Genomic DNA, 24296 nt, shown 5'->3' with positions numbered 1-24296 from the left:
CTCGCCGGCCCGGGTGCAGGCTACGCCGTCTGCCGCCGCGGTTTAAGCGCCTCTCAACGATCGTGGATGCGTCGTCCGATCACGGGGCGGCGTCCGGGGCATCGCCCAGCACGGACAGCGCTCACGCGGGCCGCGCGTTTTGACACCGGCGACAGCGGTGGCAGAAACCCGACATGACCGCGATCCTGATCTACGGCGCCAATGGCTATACCGGGCAGCTCCTGGCCGAGCATGCGGTCGCCGAAGGTCTGCGCCCGATCCTGGCGGGTCGCGATCCGGACAAGCTGCAGCCCTTGGCCGCGCGCCTGGGACTCGAAACGCGAGCCGCGCGCCTCGGCGATCCCCCGCGCCTGCGCGCCATTCTGGCGGGGGTCGCGACGGTGATCCACGCGGCCGGTCCGTTCTCCAGGACGGCGCGGCCCATGGCGGAAGCCTGCCTCGCTGCGGGCGCGCATTACCTCGATATCACCGGCGAGATCGAGGTTCTGGAAGCCCTCGCGGCGCGGGACGCTGACGCGAAGGCGGCTGGGATCGTCCTGCTTCCGGCTGCCGGCTTCGACGTGGTCCCGAGCGATTGCCTTGCGGCCCATGTGGCGCGCCGCCTGCCGGGCGCGACGCAGCTCCGGATCTCGATCGGCGGCTTCGGCGGGTTCAGCCGCGGCACCGCCCGCACCATGGCCGAGGGCATCGCCTGGGGGACGCGGGTGCGCCGGGACGGCCGCATCGTGGAATTGCCGAGCCCGCCCCGCAGCAGCGCCGATTTCGGCCGCGGCCCGCGGCGCACCGTCGGGCTCGGCTGGGGCGACGTGTCGAGCGCATGGTATTCCACGGGCGTCCCGAACATCGACGTGTTCTTCGAGGCGTTCCCGGCCATGGCGGCGGCGGCCGGGCTGCCGGCCGGCCTTCGGAAGATCATCGCCGGACGCACCGCGCAGCGTCTGATCAACCGCGGCATCGACCGGCTGCCGGCAGGGCCATCGGCCTCGGCGCGGGCTTCGGCCCGCAGCACCTTCTTGGCGGAGGCCTGGAATGCAGCCGGCCACCGGACGGCGAGCCGCATGGAGACGCCCGAGGGCTACACCCTGACGGCTTGGACGGCACTGGAGGTCGCCCGGCGTCTCGCCGCCGGCGCGGTGGCGGCGGGCTTCCACACGCCGGTCACCGCTTTCGGCCCGGACTTCATCCTGGGCTTTCCGAACGTGGTCCGGACGGATCTCTGACGATCATCTTCCGTCGTCATCCCGGGGCCGCGGAGCGGAGTTCGGGATCCAGACACACCGAGGTGTCAGGGATTGGCACCGAACGCGGTTCTGTATTCCGGGTCCGCCTACGGTGTCCCGGAATGACGAGGCGGATGATCGGAGGTGAACCAGAATACCTCCGGGACGAAGGTTTCAAGGTATCCTGGAGAATGCAAACGATACCCAGCGTATCACACCGTCGCGCCGATCTGCCAGGGCGCGAACTCCGACGATCCAAAGTCGAACTGCTCGCTCTTCGTGCGCTCGCCGCCGGCGACCTTCAGGATCAGCTCGAAGATCCGCTGTCCGGCCTGCTCCACGGTTTCTTCTCCGTCGAGGATCGTGCCGCAATTGACGTCCATGTCCTCCTCGAGCCGTCGGTACATGGCCGAGTTCGTAGCGATCTTGATCGACGGCGCCGGCTTGCAGCCGAACACGCTGCCACGGCCGGTGGTGAAGCAGACAAGATTTGCCCCGCCCGCCACCTGCCCGGTCGCCGAGACCGGGTCGTAGCCGGGCGTGTCCATGAACACGAAGCCCTTGGCGGTGACCGGATCGGCGTAGCGCAGCACCTCGACCAGGTTGGTGCTTCCGGCCTTCGCCATGGCGCCGAGCGACTTCTCCAGGATCGTGGTCAGGCCGCCCGCCTTGTTGCCGGGCGACGGATTCGCGTCGATCTCGGAGCCCTCCTTGCGGGTGTATTCCTCCCACCAGCGCATCAGGTCGGCGAGCTTCTGGCCGACCTCCGGGCTCACCGCGCGGCGGGTGAAGAGGTGCTCCGCCCCGTAGGTCTCGGTGGTCTCCGACAGGATGACCGTGCCGCCATTCTGCACCACGAGGTCGCTGGCGATGCCGAGCGCCGGGTTCGCCGAGACGCCCGAATAGCCGTCGGAGCCGCCGCATTGCAGGGCGACGATCAGCTCGCTCGCCGGCACCGGCTCCCGATGGACCACGTTCGCCTCGGCCAGGATGCCCTTCACGAAGTCGATGCCGGCCTCGACGGTCTTCCGCGTCCCGCCGAGGCTCTGGATGTTCATGCTGCGGATCCGGTCGCCGAGGCCCTGCTCCTCCAGGAAGGCGCCAATCTGGTTCACCTCGCAGCCGAGCCCGATCATCACGATGTGCGAGAAGTTGACGTGCCGCGCGTAGCCCGCGAGCGTCCGGCGCAGGAGCCGGAGCGGCTCGCCCATGGCCATGCCGCAGCCGGTCTTGTGGGTCAGCGCCACGACGCCGTCGACGTTCGGATAAGCGGCCAGCGGATCGAGCCCGAGGATCGGGTGGCGCCGGAATGCGTCGGCGATCAGGTCGGCGACGTGGGCGCTGCAATTCACCGAGGTCAGGATGCCGACATAGTTGCGCGTCGCCACACGGCCGTCGCGGCGGCGGATGCCCTGGAAGGTGGCTGGCGGGGTGACGAGCCGCGTCGGCACGGCATCGACGCCGAACGCGTAGTCGCGGGCGAACTCGCCCATCCCGAGATTGTGGACGTGGACGTGCCGGCCGGCCGCGATGTCGTCCTTGGCGAAGCCGATGATCTGGCCGTACTTGGTCACCGCCTCCCCGCTCCGGTGCGGACGCACCGCGACCTTGTGGCCGGCCGGGATCCGCTCGGCGGCCGTGACGCCATCCGCAACCGGCGTACCCGGCTCGATGGCACCGCGGGCAACGACGACGCCGTCGTCGGGTCGGAGGGTGATGACGGGATAGGCGGACATCGGTCTCTCCTGACAATCCGTCGTTGCGGCTTCGCTCATCGGGCCGCTTCGGTCCGGAAGGCCGGGGCGCGGGCGTCCCGAACCGGCAGCGGCGCGATCTCGCCGACGACAAAGAGGTAGATGAAGGCGCCCAGCAGGCAGAAGCCGCCGGCCACCATCAGCGGGATCGCGAACGAACCCTGGGTGACGGTCAGCATGAACCCCGTGAAGGTGGTCGTCACGATCCCGGCGACGTTCGAGGCGAAATTCTGGATGCCGCCGATCGACGCGACATGGGCGGGTGTCGGTGCTACATCCCCGGGCAGAGCCCAGATCGACGCGGCCGTGAAGGCGAGGCTGCCATAGGCCACGGCGAAGCAGAGCAGCGCCACGTAGATGTTGGGCGCGATGATCGACAGGGTGATCACCGACGACATCAGCATGCCGCCGACGAGGCAGGTCTTGCGCGCCGCCGTGAGGCTCCAGCCCCTGCGGTAGAGGGCGTCCGACGCAAAGCCGCCGAGCCAGCCGGCCGGGATCGAGGCGAGCGCCGGGAGGCTGCCCAGCGTGCCGAGCTCCGCCAGCGAGAAGCCCCGCGCCTTGACCAGGTAGGTCGGGAACCACGTGATGAAGAAGTAGATCACGAAGTTCAGGCAGAAGAACCCGGCCATCATGCCCCAGACCGTGCGGTAGCGGAACAGGGACAGCCACGGCACTTGGTTCTGGGCCTCGGCGGCGTCGACCGCTTTCGGCCGCTCCTGCGCGGCTCGCAGCGCTGCGAGTTCCTCGGGCGTCACCGCCGGATGGTTCTCGGGCTCGCGGTAGAGCCACATCCAGAACACCGCCCAGACGAAGCCGAGCAGGCCGGTGATGATGAAGGATTCGCGCCAGCCGAGCGTCGCGATCACCCACGAGACCAGGGGGATCGCGAGCGCCGACCCGACCCGGGAGCCGCTGTCGAAAATGCTGCTGGCGAAGCTCCGCTCCGAGCGCGGGAACCACGAGGCCGCGACCTTGGCGAAGGACGGGTAGGCCCCGGCCTCGCCGACGCCCAGCAGCATGCGCAGTCCGAGCAGGGACAAGAATCCGCGGCCGGCGGCGGTCAGCGCCGTGCAGGCCGACCACCAGACCACCGCGACCATCAGAGACAGCCGCGCCCCGACCCGGTCGGCGACGTAGCCGAAGGGCAGCTGCATCACCGCATAGGTCCAGAAGAAGCCCGACAGGATCAGGCCCATATCGGTGGCGCTGAGGCCCAGCTCCTTCGACATGGTCGGCGCGGCCACTGCGAGGTTGGCGCGGTCGATGTAGTTGATGGCGTTGGCGGCCATGCAGAGGCCGATCATCAGCCAGCGCAGTCTGGACATCCTGTTCCTCCCGCGTCGCGGGGATGGCGTCCCCGGGCAGTGCGGCGCCCCGTTATCCGAGGGTCTTCCGCAGGCGTATCTCGTCGAGTCCGGGGCGCGCGGCTCCGGTTCAGTCGCGATAGGCGTTGCCGTCCAGCCCGTGCGGACGTCCGGCGGCGAGCAGGGTCTCCCAAACGGGCTCGGGCAGGGGCACGCCGTCGGCGAGACGCTCGGCCCGCATCCGCCGCTCCGGCTCGCCGGGCAGCAGCACCTCGGCGCCGGGCATCGGCTTGGCGCTCTTGAAGAAGTCGAGATAGGTCCGCGCCTCGGCGGCGAGCGCGTTCTCGGTCCCGAAGGCCTCGGGCATCACGTAGATCGACAGCATGCCATTGCAGATCCGCCGCTTGCCCGGCCCGGCGGCGCCGGACCCGGTGAACGCCCCGGCGAGCAGCTCGCAGATGAGGGCGAGACCCGAACCCTTGTGCTCGCCGAAAGCCCGGATCGCCCCCGCGCCGCGCTGGTTGTCGCGCTCGACGCCCTCGAGCGGTCCGAACAGTGTGGCCGGATCAGCGCTGAGGCTTCCGTCCGGCTCGATCAGTGCGCCCTCCGGCAGCGGCTTGCCGCCTCGGGACGCGACCAGCACCTTGCCCTCCGCCACGGCCGAGGTGGCGAAGTCGAGGATGATCGGATCCGCGCCCGGAACCGGGAAGCCAGCGGAGAACGGCGCCGTGGAGAACCGGCGTTCCACCGAGCCGAAGGGTGCGACCAGCAGGCTCCCCGCCACGTTGACGAAATGGATCGAGATCAGACCGGCCGCAGCGGCGCGCTCCGCCCACTCGCCAATGCGCCCGAGATGGCCGGCATGGCGGAGCGCGACGATGGCAACGCCCGTCTCCTTGGCCTTGGCGATGCCGAGATCGGTGGCGAACGGCCCCGCCGTCTGCCCGAAGCCGTATTGCGCATCGAGGAGCGCGAAGGACGGGGCGTCGGTGATGATCTCGGGCGTTCGGCCGGCCTCGACCTCGCCCGACCGCAGCCATTCCACGTAGCGGGTGACGCGGACGACACCATGGGAGTCATGGCCGGTGAGGTTGGCGGCCACGAGGAAGCGGCCGATCCGCTCGGCCTCCGCCTCCGCGCAGCCCTCGCGCACGAAGATGTCTCGCACATAAGCAGACAGCCTGTCGGCCGAAATCCGCATTCCGTGTCCTCCCTGGCCGCGCCTCGTCGGGCGCGTGCGGGATGAACCTAGCGCCCTCACACGTGCTGCGCGAGCACCCGGGGTGACGGCACGGCGGTGGATGTCGTCCCGGTCACGGCCCCGGTTCCGGCGGATCGCCGTAGGGGAAGAAGTCGGCCGCCCGCATCTGGCTGTAGAGCAGATGGTCGAGCCGGACCGTGCCGAGGAACGGCTCCGGCGGCTCGACCAGCAGGATCGTCCGGGCGTAGCCGCTGTCGTCGAAGCCGCGCCGGAAATGGACCCGTGACTTGATCGCCACCACGTCGAACGCGGCCGGGTCGAGGCCGAGGCTCCAGAGCTCGGCGGGCTCGACGATCTGGGCGAGTTGCGGGCTGAGCACCAGAACGTTGCCGGATCCGAAGCCGATACAGATCCAGTGGCCACCCCCGCCGCCGCTCCCGGCGACGCCCGGCGCCGGCGCGGCGATTACCTGCAGCACGGTTCCGGTGATCCGCACCGGAGTTCCGGCGGACGGGTCGGCGCCGCCGCCCACGTCCGCGTCGAATTCGTCGCCCGGCCCGAGACCGCGAGCGAAGGCGTCCGCGACGGTTTCGGCCGACGCGACCGTGGCGACGAGGGTCCGGGTCAGGCCCCCCGCCACGATCTCGCGCAGCAGCCACGTGGCCTGACCGGAGCGGTCGCTGTGGTCTGCCAGCACGACGGGCCCCTCCCCCGCGGCGACGGCCTCACGGGCAAGCCGCACGCCGTCCGCGATGGGGTGAATCCGCGCCGCGTCCAGCAGACTTTGCCGGTGGCGCCACGCGAAGGCGGCAACGTCCCGGGCCACTCTGTCGGCGAGGTCGGGATCGCCGTTGGTCATCGCCTGCACGGTCATGCCGCCGTCCACGGCGTCGCCCCAGGGGAAGCCGAAGAAGACATTGACGTAGACGTCGGGCTCGCGCGCCTCCCAGACCAAGGCCCGCTGGACGAGGTCGGACCACGGCGCGGCGCCGGTCCACTGCACCACGGTGGGCGAGAGGATCGGGACCTTGATCACGCGGTGGGCCGGCCGGTAGTCGCCGCGCACGGCCCGGACAAGCATGCGGGCAGCGCGCTCGCCCTGGAGGTGGCCGTCGTAGTGGGGGAAGTACTTCACCGCGAACGCCATGTCGGCGTGGGCGAGGAACGCGTCATCCTCGTTGCCGTGCAGGTCGAAGGTCCCGGCGATCACGGCCCGCTTCCCGACCGCGTCGCGGACCTGCCGGGCGATGTCGGCCTCCGGACGGGGCACCCCGCGGACCGCCATCGCGCCGTGCAGCGCCAGATAGACGCCATCGAAGGGACCCTGCGCGTGCAGCTCCGCGACTATGTTTCCGAGGAAGTACGCGTAGGCGTCGGCGGTGATCCAGCCCGAGGCAGTGCCGGTGCGCGGCCAGAGCGGCGAGGTGATCCCGACGAGTTCGACGCCCGGGTGCTCGCGCGCCACCCGCACGAAGCCGCCCATGTAGCCCTTCGGATCGGTCGCGAGCAGCGCCTCTCCGGAGGCGGGCGAGCCTGGATAGATGAAGTCTTCCCGAGCCGTGTCGTTCGGCAGGAAGGTCACGGTCTCGTGCGTGAATTGGAGCACGGCAATGCGCATCGGGGAGAGATCCTCGGCAGTTCGGCGGCGGGTCAGGAGATCTCACGCACCAGCTTGGCGATGAGGGCGCGCCCGAACGCCTCGAAGCTCTCGGCGCTCATCACGAAGGCCCCTTCGCCCCCGATCACGACGGAGCGGTAATAGGCGGCCAGACCGCCGGCCGGGTTGGTGTGTTCCTTCAGGAAGCCGGGCATGCCTTCCGGATCGGTGAGGATGACGATGCCGTTGACGGTGCTGCCGGCCGCTACGGCCGCGTCCCGGGCCTCCGTGACGGACGGGCCCGCATTGCCGGTGCCGTCGCCGGAGATGTCGATCACCCTGCGGTCGGTCCGATACGGCGCCTGCGCCAGAAGCGTGGAGGCGAAGCGGAGCGCCGAGCCGATCGCCGTCCGGCCGTAGAACGGTCGCGGCGCCGCGGCGAGCTTGGCCGCGAAAACGTCCGCATCCCGCGCGGAGGCGATCACCATCCAGTCCACCGCGATCTGCTGCTCCCCGGGTCCCGCCCAGTCGAACAGCGCGACCCCGATGCGGCCGTTCGGCCCCTCTCCGATGGCGCGCAGGACGCGCGGATCGCTGAACGCCTCGGCATAGCCGCGCCGTTCGAGTTCGAACCTGTCCTCGCTGATGCTCAGCGACACATCGACGGCGAGGACCAGCAAGACGTCGACCGACTGCTCGGCGGCGCCGGCGCGGCGGCCCGCCAGCGACACAGCGGCGAGCATCCCGGACAGAAGATGGCGTCGCCGCATGGCCGACACTCGGTGAGGGGCGCCCACACGGGACGGCGGACGGCCACCTCCATGCAACGAGCCTGCCGCTCCTCTGGTTCGGCCCGGACCGCGGCGGGACGGCAGGCCGCTGTGCCACAAACGGGGAAAGTTCCGCGCGTCGCGCTCGGGGCTGCGCCGCTTTCCGCCTCATCCCGACCGGACCCCGGCGCGCTACCTCGCCCGCTGAGCGGTGCGGTCGGCACCGTCTCCAGCGAGGTGTGCCACATGCGGATTGTTCATCGGATCGGACGCGTTATCGAGACCCTCGTCGTCGGAGGCGTCACCGGTACGGTCGCGCTGGTCAGCCGCGCGCTCGACGCGACGATCGGGCTCGTCGGCCGCCTGTCCGAGCGCCTGGATGCGCGGCTGGCGGAACTGGCCCGCGAGTCCAGGGCCCGGCGCAGGCAGCAGGGCCGCCGACAGATCGATCCCGTCACGCTGAAATGAACCCCGCGATCCCGCGGCCGGCCGCTACAGCCCCGGACCTTTGGCCGCGCCGAAGATGCGGCCCGGGCGGCCGTCCGCGGCTCCCTGAAGCAAGACGACCCAACTGTCGGCGTCGGCCGTCTTCGTCTGCGTCACGGGCACGTCGAAGCGCGTCGCCTGCCCGGTCCAGGATCCGAGACGCTGCATGCCCCGCACGACGTTGACGTAAGTCGCGGTGCGGCCGCCATTCTCGCCGCCCTGGATCGCGATCGCCCGGCTGCGCAGCACCGGCACCAGCCAGACGTCGCCGTGCAACTCGGTCTTGGCCTCAGGCGCGGCGCCGACCTCGGCGAGGATCTGGTCCCCCTGCCGCTCGCTCTGTACCGGCACCGGCAAGCCCCCACGCTGCGCGGCGTCGCGCAGGAGTCGCTCCAGCGCGCTCCTGTCCGAACCGACCGCGAAGGCACTGCCGTCGATTACAACCTGCGGGGTGAACACCTGGCGCGCGCCGCGGCCCTCGCATAGGCACGCTGGCGCTCGGTGAGCGGGCGCAGGGCCAGCGTGTCCTTCCAGCCGAGATAATCCCAGTAGGTCACCGGCAGGGTGAGAGCGATCACCCCGGGCTGACGGGACAGATCGCGCAGAACCGGATCGGCCGTGCGGCAAGCGCCGCAGCCCTGGCTCGTGAACAATTCCACCACAGCGCGAACCGGCTCGGCTCGCGCCGCCGACGCAAGCACCAGGGTGGAGAACAGAACGGCAGCGCAGAGCGCGCGGCTGTCGCGAGTCAGGGCGCGGTGCCGGGGCGTCATTCGGGTATCAGAACGTCTGGGACGCCGTCTGTGAAATCACGTTGGCTTGAGAGCCATCTACCATCGGTTGAGGCGCCGTCGAGGTCGGCCTCGGCTTCGGCAGCATGTCCGGGCGCCAGCGCCGGTGCATCCAGAGCCACTGGCCGGGATTCTCGCGCACCCAGCTCTCGACCACGGCCGTCATCGCCTGCATGGCGCCCGCCACGTCGATGGTCCCGTCGGAGGCGCGCGGCAGGTCGAGGGGTGGCGTCAGTTCCAGACGGAAGCGCCCTTCGGGCAGCCGAACGACGCGGACGCCGTGCACCGGGCACTCGTAGTGCCGGGCGAGCTTGGCCAGCAGCGGGTTGGCAAGGCACGGCCGACCGAGGAACTGGACCACGACGCCGCGGGTGAAGTGCTGGTCGATGAGCTGACCGAGGTGCCCCCCATTCGCGACGACATCGCGCATGGCGAACACGGCGCCCGGCGTCGAGGCGGCCAGCCCGCCCATGGACCGGCGGCGGACCTCCTGGACGAGGCGGGCCGCGGCCGGATTGTTGGGCGGTCGGAACACGGCGGTCGCGTCCAGGCCGAAGCGGGCCGCGCAGATGGCCGGCAGCTCCCAATTGGCCAGATGCGCCGAGAAGATCAGGCCCGGCTCGCCGTCGTCGCGCAGGGCGAAGAAATGCTCGATCCCCGCGACCTCGGTCCGCGTGGGCGCCGTGGCCTCGGGATCGTAGTCGAACAGGCTGTCGAGATGGGCGTACTCGGCGCCGGTCCGGCCGAGGTTGTCCCAGGCCTCAAGGGCGATCCGCTTCCGCTCCGCCTCGGTCTTCTCCGGAAAGGCGGCCCGGAGATTGGCCAGGGCGGTGCGGTGTGCCGGCAGGAGCGGGCCGACCACACGCAGCAACGCGGCCCCGAGGGCGGTCGATCGCTGCGGCCCGAGGACCCGCGCGAGCCAGACCAGCGCTCGGATCAGGGGAATGGTGGCGAAGCCGGCGAGGCGCGGATACGACCGTTTCAACAGGAGAGCGAGACGCAGCACAATCGAATCCTGGGCCTGACACGGGCGGCCCCCCGACGCGTCCGTAGGGCGAAGCTTAAGCCATGTCTCCTGCAGTGCGAAATGGCGGCGGACGCCCCGACGTTGATCCTCGCGGATAGATCCGGTTCTGCGCCGTCGTTCCGGGGCGCCGCAGGCGAGCCCGGAACCCAGAACCACAGGCAGGCCAGGATCCGGCTCGCCGGCGGTTGTGGATCCCGGGCTCCGCTGCGCGGCCCCGGGATGACAGCGCGTGTGCGGCGTAGCCTCCAATCAGAGGCTGACGAGGATTTTCCCGAACACCCGGCGCGATTCCAGCCGCTCCAGGCCCTGCGCGAAGTCGGCCAGCGGGTAGACGGTATCCACCACCGGCCGGATGCCGGCCGCCATCTTGTCGAGTGACTGGCGGATGTTGGCGAGCGAGCATCCGAACGAGCCGGTGATCCGGTACTGCTGCTGGAACAGCTGCATCAGGTTCATGGTCGCCGAGACGCCGGAGGTCGACCCGCAGGTGACGAGCCGGCCGCCGCGCTTCAGGCACAGCAGGGAGCCGTTCCAGGTGTCGGCCCCGACATGCTCGAACACCACGTCGACACCCTTGCGCTTGGTCAGGCGGCGGACCTCGCCCTCGAAGCGCTCGGTGCGGTAGTTGATCACGTGGTCCGCGCCGAGTTCGGCGGCCTTGCGGCCCTTCTCGTCGTCTCCGACCGTCGTGTAGACCGTGCAGCCGATCGCCTTGGCCATGCGGATCGCTGCGGTGCCGATCCCCGAGCCGCCGGCATGGATCAGCACGCTCTCGCCGGGCTCCAGCCGGGCATTGTCGAAGAGCATGTGCTGGACCGTCCCGAAGGCGATGCCCGCGCAGGCCGCGTCGGTGTCGCTGACGCCGTCCGGCACCTTCACGACCAGCCGCGCCGGCATCGTCACACGCTCGCGGGAAAACCCGTCGAGGTGAAAGCCCATGACCCCCGAGACATCCTCGCAGAGGTTGTCGCGGCCCTCGCGACAGGCGCGGCACCGCCCGCAGGTCATGGCGCCGTAGGGCACGACCCGGTCGCCAGGCGCGAGATCGGCGACGCCCTCCCCCACCGACTCGATGATCCCGGCGGCCTCGGCCCCGACGATCAGCGGCATCTTCCGCTTGGCGAAGGCCATGCCGCGGAAACCCCAGACGTCGATGAAGTTGAGGCCGACCGCGCGGATCCGGACCTGCACCTCGCCGGCGCCGGGCGCGGGCGGCGCTTCGATCTCGCTCAGGCGCAGATCGCGGTCACCGAACAGCTGAAGGGCTTGCATAAGCGTTGTTTTCCGTTGGCGGCGCGGCGACGCGGTTCGTGCATCTCAGGGAAGGTCGGGCCTCGGAACCCGCCGCTAGTCCGGCGCCAGGTAGCGTCGCCGAGCCCAGCCCAGAACCCGGCCGGCCTTGACCCGGCACCACGTGGTGCGGCTCGGGGTCTCGTTGGTGCAGCCGAAAACCAGGGCGCGCGACCGGATCTCGCCGATCTGCTCGGCCGACGGGTCGGGCTCCGCGCGGATGCTCAGAGCCTCGCCGGGCGCAAGGCCCGAGATGCGGTACGTCTCCGGCTCGGCCAAGGCTGGATCCGCCGCGAGCGGCGCGATGCAGAGAGCGACAGGGAGAGCGAGGCGGGCGCGCATCGGCAGGGTGGTCCGGTTCGGCGGCGTCACCGGTCAGGTCCGATGCACGCCCATCATGGCGGTCAGGCCGCCATCGACGGGCAGCACGGCCCCGGTGATGTAGGAAGCCCCATCGCCGAGCAGGAAGGCTGCGAGCGCGGCGACATCGTCGGGACGCGCGAAGCGGCCCGCGGGGATCTGGCGCTCCATACCGTCTCGATACGCGGCGTAGCGCTCCATCATGGCGGTGTCGACGAAGCCCGGCGCGATCACGTTGACCGTGACGCCGCGCTTGGCCGTCTCGATGGCGAGGGTCCGGCAATAGGCGATGAGCGCGCCCTTGGTCGCCGCGTAGGCGGCGTTACCGGCATTGGCCCGCAGCGCGGCGACCGAGCCGATCGCCACGATCCGGCCGGACCGCGCCCGGGTCATCTCGCGCACAAGGGCCTTCGCGAGGCGGGTCAGCGAGAAGAAGTTGACCTGCATGGCGGCCTCGGCGCGCTCCTGATCGAGCATGGCCGCGAGCGCATCGCAGGATTGGCCCGCGTTGTGGACCAGCCCGTAATAGCCCGCCGCCTCCGCGGTCTCGCAGAAGCCGTCGAGCGCCGCCTTGTCGGCGAGGTCCAGGGCATGGGCCGCGAAGGCGCGATCCGGATGCGCCGCGCGCAGATCGGTAAGCAGAGTCTCCGCCGCGTCGGCCGAGGCGCGATAGGTGAAGTCGACCGCGTGACCCGCACCGGCGAGCGCGCGCACGATCGCCGCGCCGATCCCGGAGGCGCCGCCGGTGACGAGGACCCGGCGCGGGGTGGTCACGCCGCTCACGCCGGTTCCGCGCCGAAGACCAGGCAGGTGTTCTGGCCGCCGAACCCGAAGGAGTTCGACAGCACCGTGCGGACCGGCAGATCGCGGGCGGTCTCGGCGACGTCAAGACCGATTGTCGGATCCGGCACCCGATGGTTGATGGTCGGCGGGATCCGGCCGTTCCGCAGCGTCAGCAGCGACACGGCCGCCTCGATGGCCCCGGCGGCGGTGAGGGTATGGCCGATCATCGACTTGTTGGACGTCACCGGCAGGGTGGCGGCCCGGGCGCCGAAGACGGCCCCGAGACCGAGGCCCTCCATCTTGTCGTTCTCCGGCGTCGAGGTGCCGTGGGCGTTGACCGTGTCGATCGCGTCGGCCCCGATCCCGGCATCCTCCAGGCTCGCCCGGATTGCCGCGATGATCGGCGCCCCGTCCGGGCTGGAGCGGGTGCGGTGGAAGCCGTCGCCCTTCTCGCCGCAGCCGAGGACGTAGCCGAGGATCGCGGCGCCCCGGGCGGCGGCGGCCTCCGCGTCCTCGAGGACCAGAGCCGCCGCGCCCTCGCCCATGACGAAGCCGTCGCGGTCCTTCGAGAACGGCTTCGAGGCCGCTGCCGGATCGTCGTTGCGGGTCGAGAGTGCCGAGAGCAGCGAGAAGCGGATCAGTGATTCGGGATTTACCGACCCGTCGGTTCCGATGCAGAGCGCCGCCGCGGTCTCGCCGCGCCGGATTGCCTCGACGCCGAGTTGGATGGCGGTGGCGCCCGACGAGCAGGCGGTCGACAGCGAGATCGGCGAGCCCTTGGTGCCGAAGCGGTCGGCGATCCGGTCGGCGACGGTGCCGAAGATGAACAGGTCATGCCAGGGATCGAACCGGCGCGTTGCGGCGGCCCGGAGCAGGCCGGCATAATCGACCGGCCCGTCGCAGCCGGCGGCCTCAGCCAGAGCCTGCCGCTGCGGCCACTCCATCTCGACCGGCGGCACCGCGATGAACAGCGCCCCCGGGAAATCGCCCTTGGTCCCGATCCCGGACTGCGCCACCGCCTCCTCGGCAGCGACGGCAGCGAAGCGCTCGGACAGCAGCGGCGCCACCAGCGGGTCGGTGTTCAGGAAATCCACCGTGCCGGCGATGCGCGTGCGCAGGCCGTCCGTGGGGAACCGACCGATGGCGTGGATCCCGGACCGGCCCTCGGTCATGGCGGCCCAGGTGTCCGTCTGGCCCTGGCCGAGGGAGGAGACGACGCCGATGCCGGTGACCGCGACGAGCGGCCGGCCCTTGGCGTCGCGGTACGATCGCGCGCTCATGCGATGGTCCTTAAGGGATTTTTACGCTTTCGCACACCGGGCGACCCGACGTGTTCCGAAGCGCCGCACCGGCTGCGGCGATCCGGACCACGCTCCGGCCGGTCAGGCGGCCGTCGCCGCTTTTGGGGCGTTGGCGAGCCGCAGCACCGTCTGCAGCAGCACGTCGGCTCCGGCCGCGCAGTCGCTCTGGGTCGCGGATTCCGCCTCGTTGTGGCTGATCCCGTCCTTGCAGGGCACGAAGATCATCGCAGCCGGCACCTTGCCGGCGAGATTGCAGGCATCGTGGCCGGCGCCCGAGATGATCCGGCGGCGGGCATGCCCCAGCCCTTCGGCGGCTTGGTCGATGGCCGCCACGATGGCGGCGTCGAACGGAACCGGCTCCTTCCGCCAGATCCGGTTCAGCGCGATCTCGAGCTTGCGCCGCGCCGCGATCTCGGCCGCCGCCTCCTGGAGTGCCGCCTCCATCGCGTCGAGGGTCTCTGAGCGCGGGTCGCGCACGTCTACCGTGAAGGCGACCCGGCCCGGCACGACGTTGCGGGAGGGGGCCAGGATCGCGGCCTCGCCGATCGTCGCCACCGCCGAGGGCGCGTGCGCCAGGGCGATCCGCTCGGCGGCCAGCGCGAACTCCGACAGGGCCAGCAGCGCGTCCCGGCGGCGCGGCATCGGCGTGGTGCCGGCGTGGCTCTCGAAACCCGTGATCACGCCGTCGAACCACATGATGCCCTGGCCGCCCTCGACCACGCCGATGGTTTTGCCCTCCGCCTCCAGGATCGGCCCCTGCTCAATGTGCAGTTCGACGAACGCGCCGATCTCCTGCGCGCCCACGGCCTCGCCGCCGCGGTAGCCGATGGCGTCCAGGGCCTCAGCGACCGTCGTGCCGGCCGCGTCGCGCTTGGCCAGGATCGCGTCGGTGGTGAACTCGCCGGCATAGGCGGCCGAGGCCATCATGGCGGGGGCGAAGCGCGAGCCCTCCTCGTTGGTCCAGTTCACCACCATCAGCGGTGCCTCGGTCTCGATGTTGGCGTCGTTCAGACTGCGCATCACTTCGAGACCGGCCAGGACACCGAGAACGCCATCGAACTTCCCGCCGGTGGGCTGGGTGTCGAGATGCGATCCGAAGGCGATCGGCTTCCGGCTCATGTCGCGGCCGGGCCGGAGGGCGTATTGGGTGCCGAGCGCGTCGACCGAGACCGTCAGCTCGGCTGCCTCGCAGGCGTCTCGGAACCAGTCGCGCACCCGCCCATCCTCGGGCGAAAGGGTCAGCCGGTTGATGCCGCCGGCGGGCGTGCCGCCGAACGCGGCGGTTTCCAGAATCGTGGACCAGAGCCGCGTGCCATCGGCGCGCAGGTTGTGGGTCTTGCTCGGGATCGTCTCGGCCATGCCGGTTCCTTTCACGGCGCGATGCCGTGGGACAAGTGCTTTGTGAGGAGACGCCGCCGTCTCAGCGACGCGCGCGCCTCCAGCAACGCCGATGCCAACCGCACCGGTCAGGCTGGCGGATGGCGGACCGGATTGGCTCGAAGGAGCCCGACGCCGTCAACACGCAGCGCCGCCGCGATCTCACCGAGGGCGCTCGCCTCGATGTTGCTGATCCCGTCCTGATCGGCGACATCCGCGGCGATCAGGAACACGTTCTCGCGCTGGATCGCCGGTCGCTCGGAGATCGCCCCGACATGGCGCAGGTTCTCGGCACGACCGAGGCGGGTGCGCGCCCGGGCGATCCCTTCGTAGAGCTCGGTCTCCAGCATCAGCGCGTCGTAGCCCTTCATCAGCACCGGATCGGCGCGAAGGCCCTGAAGGGCAGCGTCGAATTCCCGACCGGCGACCTCGCCGTCGGCCACGATGACGTTGGCGGCCGCCGAGACGGCGGCGAGCATCAGCGCCTTATCGCCCGCGTAAGCGGTCACGGTGCGGCCAACTCGGCCGATGATGTCGCGCAGGAGGCTCATGCCGGATGATCGCGAATGGCTGCGGAAAACGCGTGAGGGATAGCAGAGCGCGGCTGCGAGGGAAGCCGCTGCGCTGCAGGCCGTCGACGCAACACTGGTATGGGCAGATGACAGACGGTTGGCTTTGCCGAATATAGGCAAATCGATCATCGTTTCGGCGAATAGACACGCTTCGGCAACATGCGTGTGCGACTCATCGTGACAACCGCGCTGTCAAAGCGCGGTCGGCGGATCGCAGGCTCCGACACCCCCCTCAGCCGGATCCTGTCCCGTCGTCACGCCGCCGGAACGTTGTTCGGGTGCCCCCCAGGCCCGGGCGTCGTGCCGGCGGCGGTCTCGTCGGCGAGATGGTCCACCACCGCCGATAGCGCTGCGCGCTCCGTGGCTCCGGACCGGCGCGCTGCCGCGAACACGGCCATCTGGCGATCCGCGCTCGTCCCTTCGGCCGCGATCGTGCGGGCGTGTCCGCAGGCCTCGGCGCAATGCAGGGCGTCTGCGTCCTCGGCGATCAGGCCCAGCACATCATCGACGCACGTGACCAAGGGTACCGCTTCAGCGCGGACCTCATCGATGAGCGTGGCCCGGATGCCGTCGCGCTCGGCCCGCCACAGGTTCTCCATGACGAAGCCCCGCGAAGCCGCGGTCAGGCCGGCATTGCAGGTCCGGTCCCGCACGACGTGCCGTACGAGACACCGGAACAGCGACGCGATGCAGAGCGCATCGTCGAGGCGCGTGCAGCTGTCGGCCACCCGCAATTCGAGGGTCGGATATTTGAGCGAGGCGCGCAGGTGCCACCAGAGGTAGCTGGCATCCGCTATGGCTCCGGCCCTGGTCATGACGTCGACGTAGCGGGCGTAGTCGGCCGCGTCGGCGAACAGCTCCGGCACGCCGGTCCGCGGCAACTCGGCGTAGGCGCGCATTCGGTAGCCGGCCAGCCCGGTCTGCTGGCCCTGCCAGAACGGCGATGAGGTCGACAGCGCCAGCAGCACCGGCAGGAACGGCAGCAGCCGGTTGATCAGCCCGATCCGCGCCTCAGGGTCCGGAACCTCCACGTGGACATGAAGGCCGCAGACGAGGTTGCGCCGGCCCAGCATGCGGAGGTCGGCCATGATGCCGTGATAGCGCGCCTTGTCGGTGGGACGCTGGTCACGCCAGCGCGCCGTGGGGTGCGTGCCCGCCGCGAAGGGCAGCACCCCCCGGTCGGCGCCGATCTCCGCGAGGCTGTGCCGCAAGCCAGCGAGGTGCTCCCTGGCCTCGGCGACATCGGCGCTCGGCGGCGAGGCCACCTCGACCTGAGACTGAAGCTGCTCGCGTTCGGCATGGTCGAGGCGAGCCCGCACGGCGGCGTGGAAGGCCCGGAGCCCGGCGCGCGGCGTCCCGCGTGTGCGCGCATCGGCGAGGAAGAACTCCTCCTCGATACCGAACCTGTAGGCGTGGGCCATCGGCGCTCCCTGCCCGCGCCCGGGCGGACCTTCCGGCGAACGCCACCGCACCGGCCGAGTTCCGGACCGTGCGGCGGCGCGCGCGATGCGTCAGCGCCAGAACGGCTTCACGTCGAGGAGCTCGGCCCGGGCTTCCGCGGCAGCCTCAAGCAGCTTCTGTGCCCCCGGGTCGTCCGGACCCGGCATCGGCGGCCCGGACAGGCTCTCGGTCATCGCGCGCGCGGTCTCCTGATCGTTCAGCACGCCGAGATGGTCCTGCAGGTCCGACAGGGCCGCCCCGAACTTGTCCTGCCGCCGCCGCGACTTCTTCTTGTGGAAGAGGCCGGCGAAGAACTCCGCGCCGTAGCGCAGCTTCTTCGCGGCGATCCGGGCACGGTGGCGGGTATGGGGGTCGAGCTTCTTGAGGCCGCGACCGCGCTTCTTGAGCCTCAGCCGAGCCCGGTCGAGCACGCGGGCCGCGAAATCGCGACCGTCCTCATTGGCTGCCGGCTGTGCCGCCCAGGAGCCGGTCTCGATCCAGCCGGCGAACTCGATGATGAGGCCGCGCCATTGCGGGCTCTCCAGGGTTGCGAGGACCGCGTCGTAGGCGCGCTCCCGCTCCGCCTCGGCCCGCTCGCGCAGGCCGTCGAGACCCTGATCATCCGGACGCTCCTCGACCAAAGTCGGCAGCGTGTGCCCGAGGAACACATCGAGGTTGCGGGCGTGGCCGAACGGCTCGGTCACCCGCTTGATCTCGTCGTTGAAGCCCTCCGCGCGCGGATCGCCCTCCAGCATGGGCGCGAACAGCGACAGGGCCGAGCGCAGCCGGCGCAGCGCCACGCGGATCTGATGCAGCGCCTCGGGGGCCCGGCCGCCCTCCAGGAACGCCGTCTCGTTGAGGCGCATGTGGCGTAGGCAGGCCCGCGCGACACGACGGAAAACGTCGCCGGCGCTCGCGCCCTCGGGAAGGTCCAGCGTCTCTGCCTTGACGATCGACGGGCCCTTGCCGTCGAGCAGCGCGAAGCCGACCGCACTCTTTGCCTTTACCGACAGGCGCAGCGGCACGGTCTCGGCGAGCCCCTGAGCGACCAGGAAGAGGTCGGCCGGGTCGCCCTCCTGAAGCTCCAGCTCGATCTCGCAGAGCGGCGCATCGCCGGTCGGGGCCTCGACACGGCCCTCGTCCAGGGTGACCAGGATCTTCGACGCGCCCTGCTCGACCGGAATCTCGCGGCGCCTCACCACGGTGGAGAACAGACGCTCCAGGGGCGCATCGGCCTCGCGCAGGACCTGCTCTGCCGCGGTCTCGGCCCAGGCCGCCGGGTCCGGCGTCTCGCCGGCGATCTCGGATTCCCACTCGGCCCGGTTGAACAGGCCGACATTGCCGCCGCCCGCCTTCACGGTCTGGATATAGCGGCCGCCCTTCGCGCGCACGCGCAAGGTCAGGCCCGCCGCCCGGAGGTCACGGCCCGGCGTGTCGTAATAGGTCGTGACCAGGAGCTCGGGGTCTACGGCCGCAGCGCCCTGGAGCCGCGGATGGGCGGCGAGCGCAGTCAGGTCCGGACCGGCGCAGTCGAGCTTCAGCTCGATCTCACGGGGCTCTGCCGGGGCGGCGCTATCGGTGTCGCTCATGCTCTCCTCTTTGTGACCTGCCTTGCCTGATGGCGCGAGGCGCTCAACCGGTTGCATCGAAGAGTCGCGCTGCCGCGGCTCGGGCTGGCCATCCAGCAAAGCATCCTGAGGGACATAGACGCTTCCACGGCGTCAAGCAGGGCGCAAGAGCACCGCCGTATGCGCATGAGGCATGTTGCACTGCGTTAAAAACGCGCTTTCCCAAATCCGAATCGCGTGGCAAAACAAATTGTCCACAATCCAATCTACCTCGCACGCCCCGGTCCCGACCGTCCGGCGGCTCGCGGTTCAACGTTGAGCCGGTGAGGCAGACTTCCCCTGCTGCGAGAGTGGTGCGCCCGGCGTGGACGGCGGCACCGCGGAGATGGTCCGGTCGGTGGCTGCGTTGAAGACCCTCCTCGTCGGCGTGATCGGGCATGTCGATCACGGCAAGACCGCTTTGGTGCGTGCGCTCACCGGGATCGAGACGGACAGGCTCAAGGAAGAACAGGCTCGCGGCGTGTCGATCGTCCCGGGCTTCGCCCTGCTGTCCTCGGATCAGGGTGAGATCGACCTCATCGACCTGCCCGGTCACGAACGATTTGTGCGCGCCATGGTGTCGGGTGCGACCGGCATGCGGGCCGTCCTTCTCGCCGTCGATGCGCAGGAAGGCATCAAGCCGCAGACTGTCGAGCACCTGGAGATCGCCCGCCTGATCGGCGTCCGCCGCGGTGTGCTGGCGCTGACCAAGACGGATCTCGCGTCGCCCGAGGCGATCGCGGCGCGGTCGGCCGAGATCACCGCCGCGGCGTCCCGCGCCGGAATCGAGGCGGGTCCCGTCATCGCCACCTCGGCGATCACCGGCGCAGGCCTCTCTGAGCTTGCCGCGGCTCTGTCCGCGCTGCTGGTCCAGGCAGAGCCCGGCACCGACGACGGCTTCCCGTATCTGCCGGTCGACCGGGTCTTCTCGCGGCCGGGTTTCGGCACGGTGGTCACCGGCACGCTGCGTCGCGGTCCGCTCGCGGTCGGAGACAATGTGGAGATCGTGCCCGGTGGCCGGACCGCAACGGTGCGCGGCCTTCAGATCCACGGCCGCCCGGTCGAGCGCGCCGAGCCCGGGCGTCGAACCGCCGTCGCCCTGCGCGGCGTCGGCCTCGGCGAGATCGCCCGCGGTCAGGCCCTGTCGCTGCCGGGCCTGCTCGCCCCGAGCCAGTGGATCGACGTGGCGATCACGGCCGCAACCAGCGCAGAGACGGCGCTGGCCGGCGGCACCGGTTGCCGCCTGCTGGTCGGCACCACGGAGGTCGAGGCTCGGCTGCGACTGCTCGACCGCGACGCCCTCGAGCCCGGCGCGAGCACCCAGGCGCAGCTGCACCTCGCAGATCCCGTTTCGGTGCCGGCTCGGGAGCCCTTCGTCCTGCGGCTCGACTCGCCGGCGGCGACGGTGGCGGGCGGCCGCGTGATCGATCCGGCCAGCCGGCGGCGCCGGCGGAACGATCCGCGCGTGATGGCCGATCTCGCCGCTCTGGCGACGGGGCGGCCGGCCGAGGTGATTGCGGTCCGTCTCGGGCAGGCCGGCGCGGCCGGCGCGTCGCTGATCGAGCTGGCACGCCTCGCGGGCGTGGCCCCGGACCGGGCTCGGGCGTTGCTGCTCGAATCCGGCGCGCGGGAGGTCGGCGAGCGGATCATCGGGGCCGGAGCCTTCGAGGCCCTCCGGACCGGCGCGCTGGCAGCCCTGTCCCAGCACCATCGTGACAACCCGATGGAGCACGGCATCGCGATCGAGCGTCTGTCCCGCTCGCTGTCTCTCACCGAGGCGCTCACCGGCACGGTCCTGCGGGCTCTCGCCGCTTCAGGTGCGGTCACCCAGGCCGGCACTCTGTGGCGGCGTGCGGATTTCGATCCGGCTCGGAACGAGAACGAGGTCGCCCGCCGGCTGGAGCAGCTCTTCCGCCGCGCCGGCTTGAACCCGCCCGACGAAAGCGACGCCGTGGGTCGCGACGTGCGCCGACGCGAGGCCCTGACCTATCTGGTCGGCGCCGGCACGGTGATCCGCGCCGTCGATCGCGTGCAACGCCGTGCGGTGCTGTTCCACCGCGAGGCGGTTGCCGGTGCCCGGACACGTCTGACCGAGGCCTTCCCCAACGCCACCACGGCCGAGTCGGGCTTCCTGGCCCGAGAGGCCGGAGCGACCCTGGGGATCTCGCGCAAGTTCTCGATCCCGCTCCTCGAGCACCTCGACGCGGTGGGCTTCACCCGGCGGGCCGGGGATCGCCGGGTGATCGTCGGCCTTGAACCGGGTTCTCCCAGCCGGGGTTCGGCCTAGAAATCCTCGCCCGGCCAGTCGCCGGGACCCAGCTCGTAGCAGGTGTAGCCGATCAGGCAGTTCGGATTGTCCCGGGTCGGACGAAACGCGCGTTTGGCAATCTCGGTGGGCTCGCAGAACGAGCGGTCCCGAACAAAGCGATCGTAGGTCATGCCGCCGGTCCCGAGCACCAGGGCACCCCGCGCCTGGATCAAACGCACGGTCTGCTGGCAGGTCATGGTCGTGCTCGAGGGCCGGGTCTGCGCTACGGCCGGGATTGCGGCCAGGATCAGCGCCGCAGCAATCCGGATCTTCATCGCCTTTGCCTGTCGTTCGCGGAGAGATGTGCGAACAACTTGACCGGTCCGGGCGCTTTCCCTGTGTCGGTTCGCCACGTCGGCTCGCAGGCGAGAGCCTACTCCTCGAAGGACTCGATGTGGACGGTTCCGGGGCCCTGGCGGCGCGCCGACATCTCGATCCGGGCCAGTTGGGCTTGTGCCCGGCCGCAGGGGAAACCGTAGCGGGCACGAACACGCTCGCTGGCGATACCGAGAGCCAGGCGGGTCAGGGCCACGAACTCCTCGACGGGGTAGTCCTGCCCGACCGCGAGGTGATCCTTGATGACCAGTGACGGCGAGTAGCACGTTTCCCTGGACCCGTCCGGCCAGCGGATGTGGAAGTGCATCTCAGGCATCGCGCGGGAACCGCTGAATATTCCAGGCTGCCGAGCCCGTGGCCACCGGCATCAGAGGTGCGGGCCCCGGCGCGAAGGATTCGTAGGTCGGCAAGTGGCGGGCCGCGCACGTTGCCCAGGTTTGGGCGCGGGCGACCGCGCGGCCGGCGTTGCGAAGCTGTGCGCGGCGCGCCGGCACCAAGCTGGTCCGCATCGCCGCTGCGATCCCAGCGGCATCGTCCGGGTCGGCCGCGAGGGCCTCGACCGATGCGGTGCCAACCACGCCGGGCGCCCGTGCCGAGATAATCGCTGGCGTCCCGCACGCCATCGCTTCCAAGACGCAGAGACCGTAGCCGCCGGTCAGCGACGGCGCGGCCAGCGTATCGGCGAGCCGGTAAAGGCCGGCATGTCCGCCTGCGCCATCGGACCGGTGCGGATGACCGGTTGGCCCGGGCCGATTGCCAAGCCCGCCCGCTCCAGCGACGCGCAGCACCGGGCCTCGTAGCCCGCATGGTCGGGGCGCGCCGCGTCGCCAGCCACGACGAGTTGCGCATCCGGCACAAGCTGCCGGACGGTCGCGAAGGCCTCGATGATCGTGAGCGTGTTCTTGCGTGGCTCGAACCCGCCGACGCTGAGGAAGACGGGCCCTGCGCCGAGCCCGAGCCGCCGGCGCAGATCAGCGTCGCCTGGCTCGGGTTCGGGCCGGTACACGGTGCTGTCGACACCGTGGCCGACCATGTCGGCCCGTGCTCCGTACGCGGCCAGCAGCGCTGCGGCGCCGGTCCGGCTGACGCAGAGCAGCCGGGCGGCATCGGCGATCGCGCGCTCCTGCCATTGCGCCATCTGGGGGTCGGCGACCGCGTTCAGGCGATGCACCGTGCGCACGAAACCGGCGATGAGGCGACGGCGGGTCAGGGTCGCCAGTGCATTGCCGCTGATGCCGCATTGCGCGTGAAACACGTCGAAGTCGCACGCCGCCGGCGTCGAGAAATGGGCCAGGTAATCGGCGATCCGGGTCTGCACCTGGACAGCGGCCGATCCAGTCACCGGCTTGGCCGAAACCGAAACCACCGGGCAGCCTGCGTCCCGGAAGAAGCCGCGCCCGCTGGGATCCGGGGCGTGGACCACAGCTTCGTGCCCCTGCGCGCAGAGGGCTTCGCCGAGGGCGAGCGCGTGGACCGTGCTGCTGCAGGGTTGGGTCGAGCGCGTGAGGATCGCGATGCGCAAGCTGTCGACCCTGGGACGGCCTGTCGTGGCTCGCAGCCGGTCCGGGCGTCGCGCCCGAATTCCCGAACCGCGTTCTCCGCCGCCCTGCCGGAGATCCGCAGCCGGCTCGACGCATGGTTCGTGCCGCGCGCGGATCTCGGCGCCGGCCTTCATCATCGATCCGTTGACTGACACGGCCAGTCACCGACAGGCGCCAGCACCAAGATCAGCCTTGCCCGCATGACGGGACCTGATCTTTGGTCGCGGTCGCCGTTCGGATCCGGGAGGGGAGTCGAGGCAGCGCCTCGGCAGCCCAGCTTCGCTAATTTTGTGTTACGAATTCATCATGCTTTCAAGCGGCGGACGGAACCCCACTTTGCAAGCCCGTGTGTCAGATTGTATCCGTTGCTCACGAGAGCCGGAGCCGTCGGTCCCGTGTCCCAGACTATGAACAGCTTTGGTCCCGCCCGGCCCGTCCGCAAGATGCTGCGACGGCTTGGTGTCCTCTGTAGCCTGCTCGTCGTGCCGACAGCTGTCCTGGCCTACGCGGACCTGCTTCCGGAATCGCTGGATCTTCTCGGGCTCGACCTGCGCGAGAGCCCGGACCTGCCGCACGTTGCCCGCCAGATCGCGATCGGCGCTCCGTTGAAGATCGTGGCGTTCGGCTCGTCCTCGACGGAAGGGGTGGGCGCCTCAAGCCCCGCGAACGCCTATCCGGCCCGTCTCCAGATCAATCTGCGGAAGAAGCTGCGCGGGATCGACGTCGCCGTGATCAACCGCGGCATCGGCGGCGAGCACGTGGACGACATGCTGGCACGCCTCGATCGGGATGTGATCGCGGCCGAGCCGCAGCTGGTCATCTGGCAGACGGGGAGCAATGATCCCCTGCGCGGCGTCTCGATCGACCATTTCCGCGAGGCCACGGTGGCGGCGATTCGGCGGATCCGCGAAGCGGGCATCGATGTCGTGCTCATGGAGCCGCAATGGTGCCCGAAGCTCGAGGCGACGCCCGGTTCGTCGCGGTTCCTGGACGCGGTGCGCAGCATCGGCGATGAGCTCGACGTGCCGGTCATCCGCCGCGCCGACCTGATGCACGGCTGGGTGCGCGAGGGAAAGCTGACTCCGAAGCAGCTTTTCGCCTCTGACGGCCTGCATATGGCTGATCGCGGCTACGCCCTTCTCGCCGAGGCCGCGGCGCATCGATCCTGCAGGACGCCGGCAGCACGCAGACGGCCGAGGCCGTCGCGGAGTAAGCCTCGCCCTCGCGA

The 24296-nt window shown here is 70.5% G+C and carries 19 protein-coding genes and 3 pseudogenes; 4 read left to right on the top strand and 18 right to left on the bottom strand.

The features are described from left to right. The first annotated feature begins 173 nt into the window (after positions 1–173). On the top strand, positions 174–1220 hold the full coding sequence (locus M6G65_RS32970; protein ID WP_250103400.1) for a saccharopine dehydrogenase family protein: 1047 nt from the start codon (positions 174–176) through the stop codon (positions 1218–1220). Between the two features lie 212 nt (positions 1221–1432). Here the strand turns inward: M6G65_RS32970 and M6G65_RS32965 are convergent, their stop codons facing one another. The 5 genes from M6G65_RS32965 to M6G65_RS32945 all read right to left on the bottom strand — a co-directional run bounded on the left by M6G65_RS32965 (position 1433) and on the right by M6G65_RS32945 (position 7849). Next, positions 1433–2956 carry a UxaA family hydrolase gene (locus tag M6G65_RS32965; protein WP_250103399.1) on the bottom strand — a complete coding sequence of 508 codons (1524 nt, stop codon included), beginning with the start codon at positions 2954–2956 and terminating at the stop codon, positions 1433–1435. 35 nt (positions 2957–2991) lie between these two features. After that, a complete protein-coding gene (locus tag M6G65_RS32960) occupies positions 2992–4302 on the bottom strand; it encodes an MFS transporter (protein ID WP_238194422.1) in 1311 nt (436 codons plus the stop codon). A 109-nt stretch (positions 4303–4411) separates the two neighbouring features. Continuing rightward, the gene (locus M6G65_RS32955; RefSeq protein ID WP_238194421.1) at positions 4412–5482 is read right to left on the bottom strand and encodes a malate/lactate/ureidoglycolate dehydrogenase; all 1071 of its coding nucleotides are present in this window, start codon (positions 5480–5482) and stop codon (positions 4412–4414) included. Between the two features lie 112 nt (positions 5483–5594). After that, positions 5595–7100 (bottom strand): M81 family metallopeptidase, encoded by a 1506-nt coding sequence (locus tag M6G65_RS32950; protein WP_238194420.1) that lies wholly within the window; start codon positions 7098–7100, stop codon positions 5595–5597. A gap of 32 nt (positions 7101–7132) precedes the next feature. Further along, on the bottom strand, positions 7133–7849 hold the full coding sequence (locus M6G65_RS32945; protein WP_238194419.1) for a DUF1194 domain-containing protein: 717 nt from the start codon (positions 7847–7849) through the stop codon (positions 7133–7135). 111 nt (positions 7850–7960) lie between these two features. Here M6G65_RS32945 and M6G65_RS32940 point away from each other — a divergent pair, with 111 nt between their 5' ends. Continuing rightward, positions 7961–8317: a hypothetical protein gene (locus M6G65_RS32940; protein WP_250103398.1), complete on the top strand. Its 357-nt coding sequence runs from the start codon at positions 7961–7963 to the stop codon at positions 8315–8317. 24 nt (positions 8318–8341) lie between these two features. Here the strand turns inward: M6G65_RS32940 and M6G65_RS32935 are convergent. The 10 genes and pseudogenes from M6G65_RS32935 to M6G65_RS32890 form a co-directional block, all read right to left on the bottom strand. Continuing rightward, positions 8342–9108 (bottom strand): annotated as a pseudogene (locus tag M6G65_RS32935) (DUF1223 domain-containing protein). A gap of 7 nt (positions 9109–9115) precedes the next feature. After that, a complete protein-coding gene (locus M6G65_RS32930; protein WP_238194416.1) occupies positions 9116–10132 on the bottom strand; it encodes a lipid A biosynthesis lauroyl acyltransferase in 1017 nt (338 codons plus the stop codon). 270 nt (positions 10133–10402) lie between these two features. Beyond that, positions 10403–11425 carry a zinc-binding dehydrogenase gene (locus M6G65_RS32925; RefSeq protein WP_238194415.1) on the bottom strand — a complete coding sequence of 341 codons (1023 nt, stop codon included), beginning with the start codon at positions 11423–11425 and terminating at the stop codon, positions 10403–10405. Between the two features lie 75 nt (positions 11426–11500). Next, positions 11501–11815, bottom strand: coding sequence for an SH3 domain-containing protein (locus M6G65_RS32920; RefSeq protein ID WP_373323653.1), 315 nt, complete (start codon positions 11813–11815; stop codon positions 11501–11503). A gap of 3 nt (positions 11816–11818) precedes the next feature. Beyond that, positions 11819–12586, bottom strand: a complete 768-nt coding sequence (locus M6G65_RS32915; RefSeq protein ID WP_238194414.1) for an SDR family NAD(P)-dependent oxidoreductase — start codon at positions 12584–12586, stop codon at positions 11819–11821. Then, a complete protein-coding gene (locus tag M6G65_RS32910) occupies positions 12583–13866 on the bottom strand; it encodes a beta-ketoacyl-ACP synthase (RefSeq protein ID WP_250103397.1) in 1284 nt (427 codons plus the stop codon). Before M6G65_RS32910 ends, M6G65_RS32915 begins: the two co-directional genes overlap by 4 nt. A 102-nt stretch (positions 13867–13968) precedes the next feature. After that, positions 13969–15246 carry a Zn-dependent hydrolase gene (locus M6G65_RS32905; RefSeq protein ID WP_238194412.1) on the bottom strand — a complete coding sequence of 426 codons (1278 nt, stop codon included), beginning with the start codon at positions 15244–15246 and terminating at the stop codon, positions 13969–13971. Between the two features lie 107 nt (positions 15247–15353). Continuing rightward, positions 15354–15815: a tellurite resistance TerB family protein gene (locus tag M6G65_RS32900; protein ID WP_238194411.1), complete on the bottom strand. Its 462-nt coding sequence runs from the start codon at positions 15813–15815 to the stop codon at positions 15354–15356. A gap of 275 nt (positions 15816–16090) precedes the next feature. Next, a complete protein-coding gene (locus M6G65_RS32895) occupies positions 16091–17257 on the bottom strand; it encodes a carboxylate-amine ligase (protein WP_238194410.1) in 1167 nt (388 codons plus the stop codon). 90 nt (positions 17258–17347) lie between these two features. After that, positions 17348–18865, bottom strand: coding sequence for a CYTH and CHAD domain-containing protein (locus M6G65_RS32890; protein ID WP_238194409.1), 1518 nt, complete (start codon positions 18863–18865; stop codon positions 17348–17350). A gap of 343 nt (positions 18866–19208) precedes the next feature. Between M6G65_RS32890 and selB the strand changes: the two genes are divergently transcribed. Then, positions 19209–21170 carry a selenocysteine-specific translation elongation factor gene (gene selB / locus M6G65_RS32885; protein ID WP_250103396.1) on the top strand — a complete coding sequence of 654 codons (1962 nt, stop codon included), beginning with the start codon at positions 19209–19211 and terminating at the stop codon, positions 21168–21170. On the opposite strand, the gene M6G65_RS32880 is transcribed toward selB, so the two are convergent. From M6G65_RS32880 to M6G65_RS32870, 3 genes and pseudogenes are all read right to left on the bottom strand, one after another. Further along, on the bottom strand, positions 21167–21466 hold the full coding sequence (locus tag M6G65_RS32880) for a hypothetical protein (RefSeq protein WP_238194408.1): 300 nt from the start codon (positions 21464–21466) through the stop codon (positions 21167–21169). The genes selB and M6G65_RS32880 overlap by 4 nt on opposite strands. Before the next feature lie 98 nt (positions 21467–21564). Then, positions 21565–21843 (bottom strand): MSMEG_0570 family nitrogen starvation response protein, encoded by a 279-nt coding sequence (locus M6G65_RS32875; protein ID WP_238194407.1) that lies wholly within the window; start codon positions 21841–21843, stop codon positions 21565–21567. Beyond that, positions 21836–23049: pseudogene (locus tag M6G65_RS32870) on the bottom strand (MSMEG_0565 family glycosyltransferase). Before M6G65_RS32870 ends, M6G65_RS32875 begins: the two are co-directional and overlap by 8 nt. A gap of 426 nt (positions 23050–23475) precedes the next feature. On the opposite strand from M6G65_RS32870, the pseudogene M6G65_RS32865 reads away from it, so the two are divergent. Next, a pseudogene (locus M6G65_RS32865) lies at positions 23476–24281 on the top strand (SGNH/GDSL hydrolase family protein). Positions 24282–24296: the final 15 nt, after the last annotated feature.

Origin of the sequence: Methylobacterium tardum (assembly GCF_023546765.1) — a bacterium.
GTDB classification, from domain to species: domain Bacteria; phylum Pseudomonadota; class Alphaproteobacteria; order Rhizobiales; family Beijerinckiaceae; genus Methylobacterium; species Methylobacterium tardum.
The sequence above is the reverse complement of the archived record's forward strand: the minus strand, read 5'-3'. Positions and strand labels throughout refer to the sequence as shown.

Bases quoted from the DNA above. Each gene is read 5' to 3' on its own strand.
- M6G65_RS32970 (WP_250103400.1), top strand. From the start codon at position 174: ATGACCGCGATCCTGATCTACGGCGCCAATGGCTATACCGGGCAGCTC.
- M6G65_RS32965 (WP_250103399.1), bottom strand. From the start codon at position 2,956: ATGTCCGCCTATCCCGTCATCACCCTCCGACCCGACGACGGCGTCGTC.
- M6G65_RS32960 (WP_238194422.1), bottom strand. From the start codon at position 4,302: ATGTCCAGACTGCGCTGGCTGATGATCGGCCTCTGCATGGCCGCCAAC.
- M6G65_RS32955 (WP_238194421.1), bottom strand. From the start codon at position 5,482: ATGCGGATTTCGGCCGACAGGCTGTCTGCTTATGTGCGAGACATCTTC.
- M6G65_RS32950 (WP_238194420.1), bottom strand. From the start codon at position 7,100: ATGCGCATTGCCGTGCTCCAATTCACGCACGAGACCGTGACCTTCCTG.
- M6G65_RS32945 (WP_238194419.1), bottom strand. From the start codon at position 7,849: ATGCGGCGACGCCATCTTCTGTCCGGGATGCTCGCCGCTGTGTCGCTG.
- M6G65_RS32925 (WP_238194415.1), bottom strand. From the start codon at position 11,425: ATGCAAGCCCTTCAGCTGTTCGGTGACCGCGATCTGCGCCTGAGCGAG.
- M6G65_RS32910 (WP_250103397.1), bottom strand. From the start codon at position 13,866: ATGAGCGCGCGATCGTACCGCGACGCCAAGGGCCGGCCGCTCGTCGCG.
- M6G65_RS32905 (WP_238194412.1), bottom strand. From the start codon at position 15,246: ATGGCCGAGACGATCCCGAGCAAGACCCACAACCTGCGCGCCGATGGC.
- M6G65_RS32900 (WP_238194411.1), bottom strand. From the start codon at position 15,815: ATGAGCCTCCTGCGCGACATCATCGGCCGAGTTGGCCGCACCGTGACC.
- M6G65_RS32895 (WP_238194410.1), bottom strand. From the start codon at position 17,257: ATGGCCCACGCCTACAGGTTCGGTATCGAGGAGGAGTTCTTCCTCGCC.
- M6G65_RS32890 (WP_238194409.1), bottom strand. From the start codon at position 18,865: ATGAGCGACACCGATAGCGCCGCCCCGGCAGAGCCCCGTGAGATCGAG.
- M6G65_RS32880 (WP_238194408.1), bottom strand. From the start codon at position 21,466: ATGAAGATCCGGATTGCTGCGGCGCTGATCCTGGCCGCAATCCCGGCC.
- M6G65_RS32875 (WP_238194407.1), bottom strand. From the start codon at position 21,843: ATGCCTGAGATGCACTTCCACATCCGCTGGCCGGACGGGTCCAGGGAA.